Source organism: Aromatoleum toluvorans (assembly GCF_012910905.1).
GTDB classification, from domain to species: Bacteria; Pseudomonadota; Gammaproteobacteria; order Burkholderiales; family Rhodocyclaceae; genus Aromatoleum; species Aromatoleum toluvorans.
In genome coordinates this window covers 111,442-117,766 of the sequence record NZ_WTVN01000011.1, presented here as the reverse complement: position 1 = coordinate 117,766, position 6,325 = coordinate 111,442, and the positions used below count along the sequence as shown (strand labels likewise).

12 protein-coding genes are annotated in these 6,325 nt (G+C 62.0%); all 12 read right to left on the bottom strand.

What is annotated here, in order from left to right:
- Positions 1-185 precede the first annotated feature (185 nt).
- Genes rplQ through rplR form a run of 12 tightly spaced genes read right to left on the bottom strand, consistent with a single transcriptional unit; the run spans position 186 to position 6,319 of the window.
- A complete protein-coding gene (gene rplQ / locus GPA22_RS09535; protein ID WP_169255836.1) occupies positions 186-596 on the bottom strand; it encodes a 50S ribosomal protein L17 in 411 nt (136 codons plus the stop codon).
- Positions 597-623: 27 nt separating this feature from the next.
- Positions 624-1,604: a DNA-directed RNA polymerase subunit alpha gene (locus tag GPA22_RS09530; RefSeq protein WP_169255835.1), complete on the bottom strand. Its 981-nt coding sequence runs from the start codon at positions 1,602-1,604 to the stop codon at positions 624-626.
- Between the two features lie 39 nt (positions 1,605-1,643).
- Positions 1,644-2,273, bottom strand: coding sequence for a 30S ribosomal protein S4 (rpsD, locus tag GPA22_RS09525; protein WP_121430153.1), 630 nt, complete (start codon positions 2,271-2,273; stop codon positions 1,644-1,646).
- 14 nt (positions 2,274-2,287) lie between these two features.
- Positions 2,288-2,677, bottom strand: a complete 390-nt coding sequence (rpsK, locus tag GPA22_RS09520; RefSeq protein ID WP_121430154.1) for a 30S ribosomal protein S11 — start codon at positions 2,675-2,677, stop codon at positions 2,288-2,290.
- A 12-nt stretch (positions 2,678-2,689) separates the two neighbouring features.
- Entirely contained in the window at positions 2,690-3,052 is a 363-nt protein-coding gene (gene rpsM, locus GPA22_RS09515) for a 30S ribosomal protein S13 (RefSeq protein ID WP_169255834.1), read from the bottom strand.
- Positions 3,053-3,105: 53 nt separating this feature from the next.
- Positions 3,106-3,219, bottom strand: a complete 114-nt coding sequence (gene rpmJ, locus GPA22_RS09510; RefSeq protein ID WP_076603157.1) for a 50S ribosomal protein L36 — start codon at positions 3,217-3,219, stop codon at positions 3,106-3,108.
- Between the two features lie 21 nt (positions 3,220-3,240).
- A complete protein-coding gene (gene infA, locus GPA22_RS09505; RefSeq protein WP_015437563.1) occupies positions 3,241-3,459 on the bottom strand; it encodes a translation initiation factor IF-1 in 219 nt (72 codons plus the stop codon).
- A 3-nt stretch (positions 3,460-3,462) separates the two neighbouring features.
- Entirely contained in the window at positions 3,463-4,788 is a 1,326-nt protein-coding gene (gene secY, locus GPA22_RS09500) for a preprotein translocase subunit SecY (RefSeq protein WP_169255833.1), read from the bottom strand.
- 15 nt (positions 4,789-4,803) lie between these two features.
- Complete coding sequence (gene rplO / locus GPA22_RS09495; RefSeq protein WP_169255832.1) at positions 4,804-5,241, bottom strand: 50S ribosomal protein L15; 438 nt, start codon at positions 5,239-5,241, stop codon at positions 4,804-4,806.
- Position 5,242: 1 nt separating this feature from the next.
- On the bottom strand, positions 5,243-5,425 hold the full coding sequence (gene rpmD, locus GPA22_RS09490; RefSeq protein ID WP_015437566.1) for a 50S ribosomal protein L30: 183 nt from the start codon (positions 5,423-5,425) through the stop codon (positions 5,243-5,245).
- 3 nt (positions 5,426-5,428) lie between these two features.
- Positions 5,429-5,953: a 30S ribosomal protein S5 gene (gene rpsE / locus GPA22_RS09485; protein ID WP_121430158.1), complete on the bottom strand. Its 525-nt coding sequence runs from the start codon at positions 5,951-5,953 to the stop codon at positions 5,429-5,431.
- Between the two features lie 12 nt (positions 5,954-5,965).
- Positions 5,966-6,319, bottom strand: a complete 354-nt coding sequence (gene rplR / locus GPA22_RS09480) for a 50S ribosomal protein L18 (protein WP_121430159.1) — start codon at positions 6,317-6,319, stop codon at positions 5,966-5,968.
- Between the last annotated feature and the right edge of the window lie 6 nt (positions 6,320-6,325).

Here is a 6,325-nt window from a genome sequence, read left to right as displayed (position 1 = left end):
TTTGCCTTCGGCTTCCTCCAGATTCGCAGTTACCCGCGACACCCTTGCCGTTCGGCTAACTCTTCCCCTTGCCGGGCGAGTAGAGGACTTCCACCTCCAAGTGAGTGCGCCCTGCCGGGCGCACCAAAAAAAATGGGCCGCGTAACGGCCCATTTTCCATGACACGATGGTCGCGAAGCGAATTCTTACGCCGCAGCGGCTTCCTTCGTTTTGCCAGCCACGTCGCCCTCGACCTCTGCCGGACGATCCAGCAGTTCGACCAGCGCCATCGGCGCATTGTCGCCGTCGCGGAAGCCGAACTTCAGGATGCGCAGATAGCCGCCATTACGGGCCGAAAAACGCGGACCCAGCTCGTCAAACAGCTTCACGACCATGTCGCGGTCGCGCAGACGGCTGAACGCCAGACGACGGTTCGACAGGCTGGGCTTCTTGCCCAGGGTGATCAGCGGCTCGACCACGCGGCGCAGTTCCTTGGCCTTGGGCAGAGTCGTCTTGATGACTTCGTGACGCAGCAGCGAATTGGCCATGTTGCGGAACATCGCCTGGCGATGCGCGCTGGTACGGTTAAGCTTGCGAAGACCGTTGCGGTGACGCATTTCTATTCCTCACTCAACTGCGCCGACTCAACCGAGCTTCTCGAGCCCGGCCGGCGGCCAGTTTTCCAGTTTCATGCCGAGCGTAAGCCCACGCGAGGCCAACACTTCCTTGATTTCGTTCAGCGACTTGCGGCCGAGGTTCGGGGTCTTCAGCAGCTCGGTTTCCGTGCGCTGGATCAGATCGCCGATGTAGTAGATGTTCTCGGCCTTCAGGCAGTTGGCCGACCGCACGGTCAGCTCGAGGTCATCGACCGGACGCAGCAGCACCGGATCGATCACCTGGGCGGCGGCGACTTCCGCCACCGGCGCCGTGCCTTCCAGATCCGCAAACACCGACAGCTGATCCATCAGCACGCGGGCCGCATAGCGAATCGCCTCTTCGGGGTCCACCGCGCCGTTGGTCTCGATATCGATCACGAGCCGGTCAAGGTCGGTGCGCTGTTCGACACGTGCGCTCTCGACCAGGTAGCTCACACGGCGCACCGGGCTGAACGAGGCGTCCAGCACGATGTGACCGATGCTCTTGCTTTCGCCGGCCGCCGGACGCACGTTGCCCGGAACATAACCACGACCTTCCTCGACCTTGATCTGCATGTCGAGCTTGCCACCCGGGGCAAGGTGCGCGATCACGTGATCAGGATTGATGATTTCGACGTCGTGACTGGCCTCGATGTCGCGTGCGGTAACCACGCCGTCGCCGGACTTCGAGAGACGCAGGGTCGCTTCGCCGCGGTTGTGCAGCTTCAGCACCACGCCCTTCAGGTTCAGCAGCAGGTCGACGATGTCCTCGCGCACCCCGTCCAGGGTCGAGTACTCGTGCAGCACGCCCTCGATCGAGACTTCCGTCGGCGCATAGCCCGGCAGCGAGGAAAGGAGGATGCGCCGCAGCGCATTCCCCAGGGTATGACCGAAACCGCGCTCGAACGGCTCCATCGTCACGCGCGCCTGAACGGGCGACACGGATTGGACGTCGATGATGCGCGGTTTCAGCAGTGAATTGCTTTGCATCAGCAGTTCCTCGGATCTGTGAGTCTTCAGGCGAACCCGTTAGCGGGAGTACAGTTCGACGACGAGACCTTCATTGATCGTCGGCGGCAGCTCCGAACGCTGCGGATAGGCCTTGAACACACCCTTGCCCGCCTTGGCATCAACTTCCAGCCACTCCGGGAACCCGCGAGCAGCGGCCGCTTCCAGCGCGGCCTTCACGCGCAACTGGCCACGCGCGGCTTCGGTGAGCTCGACCACTTCGCCCGGACGCACGACGTACGACGGAATGTTGACGCGCTTGCCATTCACGAGAATGCTGTTGTGCCGAACCAGCTGGCGCGCTTCTGCGCGCGAGCCGCCGAAGCCCATGCGGTAGACGACGGAGTCCAGACGACCTTCGAGCAACTGCAGCAGGTTTTCGCCCGTCTGACCGCGACGGCGGTCAGCTTCGGCATACACCTTGCGGAACTGCGCTTCGAGCACGCCATAGAGGCGGCGGATTTTCTGCTTTTCGCGCAGCTGAACGCCGTAGCCGGACAGACGCTGACCGGAACGCTGGCCATGCTGACCAGGAGCATACGACCGGCGCTCGATCGCGCACTTGTCGGTAAAACACTTTTCGGCCTTCAGAAACAGCTTCTCGCCTTCGCGACGGCACTGACGGCACTTGGGATCCAGATTACGAGCCACGTTTCAACTCCTTGTCAGATACGACGCTTCTTCGGCGGACGGCAGCCGTTGTGCGGGATCGGCGTGATGTCGGTAATGCTGGAGATCTTCATGCCCAGCGCGTTCAGGGCGCGAACGGCGGATTCGCGGCCGGGGCCGGGGCCCTTGATGCGCACTTCGAGATTCTTCACGCCGCACTCCTGGGCTGCCTTGCCGGCAGCCTCGGCTGCGACCTGAGCGGCGAACGGCGTGCTCTTGCGCGAGCCCTTGAAGCCCGCGCCGCCCGACGTCGCCCACGACAGGGCGTTACCCTGACGGTCGGTAATCGTGATGATCGTGTTGTTGAAGCTCGCATGAACGTGAGCGATGCCTTCGGCAACGTTCTTCTTGACCTTCTTGCGAACTTTCGTTGCGGTTTTAGCCATTATCAGTCCTTATTACTTCTTGCCGGCGATCGCCTTGCGCGGTCCCTTGCGGGTGCGGGCGTTAGTCCGGGTCCTCTGACCGCGCAGCGGAAGACCGCGGCGGTGACGGACACCTCGATAGCAGCCCAGATCCATCAGGCGCTTGATATTCATCGTCACTTCACGGCGAAGATCGCCTTCGACGACGAACTTGGCCACCTCATCGCGCAGGCGCTCCATGTCCGACTCGGTAAGATCCTTCACCTTGACGGAACGCACGATGTTGGCAGCGTCACAGATTTTCTGAGCACGCGAACGGCCAATTCCATAGATGGCGGTCAGCGCAATCTCGGCATGCTTGTGATTGGGAATGTTTACCCCAGCAATACGGGCCATTCGATTACCCCAAAATGCTAAACATTAAATGTTAATCCCTGAACGCCCGAAGATCAACCCTGGCGCTGCTTATGCCGCGGATCCGCACAGATGACGCGGACCACACCCTTGCGACGAACGATCTTGCAGTTGCGGCACAGCCGCTTGACCGAAGCCTGAACTCTCATTTCCTTGCTCCTGTTTCTTGATTACTTGGTCCGGAAAACGATCCGGGCCTTGGTCAGGTCGTAGGGCGTCAACTGCACTGTGACCTTGTCGCCGGGGAGAATGCGGATGTAGTGCATGCGCATCTTTCCGGAGATGTACCCGAGGACCATGTGTCCGTTTTCGAGTCGGACGCGGAACGTTGCATTGGGAAGGTTCTCGGTAACCTCCCCCTGCATCTCGATGACGTCTTCCTTCGCCATAACTTACCGGATCGGAAGCCCCGCCCCCTTGAAATTCGCTTTCTTCAGCAGGCTTTCGTACTGATGCGACATCACGTATGCCTGGACCTGCGCCATGAAGTCCATCGTCACCACCACGATGATCAGCAGCGAGGTCCCACCGAAATAGAACGGTACGTTCCATTTCAGGATCAGGAACTCCGGCAGCAGACACACCAGCGTGATGTACACCGCTCCCACCAGCGTGAGCCGGGTGAGGATCTTGTCGATGTACCGGGCCGTCTGGTCACCCGGACGGATGCCCGGAACGAATGCCCCGCTCTTCTTCAGGTTGTCCGCCGTCTCCCGTGCGTTGAACACGAGAGCGGTGTAGAAGAAACAGAAGAACACGATCGCCAGCGCATACAGCATCACGTAGACGGGCTGACCGGGAGCCAGCTTGGCCGAAAGGTCCCGCAGCCAGATCATGCTTTCCGACGAGCCGAACCACTGGCCCAGCGTCGCGGGGAACAGGATGATGCTCGACGCGAAGATCGGCGGAATCACACCGGACATGTTGAGCTTCAGCGGCAGATGCGAGCTCTGTCCGCCGTAGATCTTGTTGCCCACCTGCCGCTTGGCGTAATTCACGAGAATCTTGCGCTGCCCACGCTCGACGAACACCACGAACGCGGTCACCAGCACGACGAGCACACAGATCAGCAGCGCCGTGAAGGGATGCATCGCCCCGGTGCGCACCAACTCGAACAGACCGGCGATCGCCCCGGGCAAACCCGCCGCGATACCGCCGAAGATGATCAGCGAGATACCGTTGCCCAGCCCGCGTTCCGTGATCTGCTCACCCAGCCACATCAGGAACATCGTGCCCGTGACCAGCGTCGCCACGGTCACGAACCGGAAGGTGAGCCCCGGGTCGAGCACAAGCCCGGCCTGCCCCTCGAGCGCGATCGCGATACCGAGGGACTGCGCCAGAGCCAGCACCAAGGTGCCGGCGCGGGTGTACTGCGTGATCTTTCGCCGACCGGCCTCGCCTTCCTTCTTCAGCGCTTCGAGCGACGGCACCGCAACGGTCATCAGCTGCATGATGATCGACGCCGAGATATACGGCATGATCCCCAGCGCGAAGATCGTGAAGCGCGACAGCGCACCGCCCGAGAACAGGTTGAAGACCCCGAGAATCCCCCCCGATTGCGACTGGAACAGCTCGGCCAGCCGATTAGGGTCGATTCCGGGCACGGGAATATGCGCACCGATGCGGTAAACGATCAGCGCGCCGACCAGGAACATCAGTCGGCGCTTCAGATCGCCAAAGCGACCGGGCGTACCCAACGTGGCAGCGGGATTGGCCACAGCTCGGTTCCTTGCTTACTCGGCGACGACGGAACCGCCGGCCGCCTCGATGGCAGCCAGCGCACCCTTCGTGGCGCTCACGCCACGCAGGGTGACCTTGCGCCCGATCGAACCGGACAGCACGACCTTCGCGGACAGCGTATCGCTCGGCACCACACCGGCCTGCTTCAGCACGAGCAGATCGATCTCGTCCACCGGGAGCTTGTCCACTTCGGACAGACGCACCTCGGCGTTGCGCGAACCGGTCAGCGAGACGAAGCCACGCTTCGGCAGACGACGCTGCAGCGGCATCTGACCGCCTTCGAAGCCGACCTTGTGGAAGCCGCCCGAGCGGGACTTCTGGCCCTTGTGGCCACGGCCGCAAGTCTTGCCGAGGCCGCTGCCGATGCCGCGTCCCACGCGCTTGCCGGCGGCCTTCGAGCCCGCCGCGGGTTTAATCGTATTCAGACGCATCTCAACCCTCACACTTCACCAGGTAGGACACCTTGTTCACCATACCGCGAACTTCCGGGGTGTCCTGGAGTTCAACCGTATGGTTCAGGCGGCGCAGACCGAGTCCGCGCACCGTCGCACGGTGCGACTGCTTGGTACCGATAACGCTCTTGACCAGCGTAACTTTGATCGTTTTCTCGGCCATGGCTTACCCCAGAATCTCTTCGACGCTCTTGCCACGCTTCGCAGCAATCTCCGCCGGCGTATTGACCGCCAGGAGGCCGTTCAGCGTTGCACGCACGACGTTGTACGGATTCGACGAGCCGATGCACTTGCACGTCACGTCGGTCACACCCATGACCTCGAAGACGGCGCGCATCGGACCGCCGGCGATGATGCCGGTACCGCTCGGTGCCGGCTGCATCAGAACCGAAGAGGCGCCGTGCTTGCCGATCACCGAATGCTGCAGCGTGCCGTTCTTCAGCGAGATCTTGACCATCTTGCGGCGCGCTTCGTCCATGGCTTTCTGCACCGCCACCGGGACTTCGCGGGACTTGCCCTTGCCCATGCCGATGCCGCCATCGCCGTCGCCAACCACCGTCAGCGCCGCGAAACCGAGGATACGACCACCCTTCACGACCTTGGTGACACGGTTGATGGCGACCATCTTCTCGCGCAGGCCGTCGTCACGCTCCTCGGAAGCCTGCGGACGCTTGCTTTGTTGCTTAGCCATACGATTCCTCGCTTAGAACTTGAGACCGCCTTCGCGGGCGGCCTCGGCCAGCGCCTTGACGCGACCGTGATACTGGAAGCCGGCGCGATCGAACGCGACAGACTCGATACCCGCGGCCTTCGCACGCTCGGCAATCAGCTTGCCGACGACCGCCGCGGCGGCAGCATTGCCGCCATGAGCCAGTTGCGAACGCACATCGGCCTCGACCGTGGAGGCAGCTGCAAGCACCCGCGCGCCGGAACCGTCGATGATCTGGGCGTAGATATGGGAATTGGAACGGAACACAGTCAGACGAACCGCCTTCAGTTCCGCGATTTTGGCTCGGGTTTTACGAGCACGACGCAGACGAACCACTTTCTTGTTCATATCGAA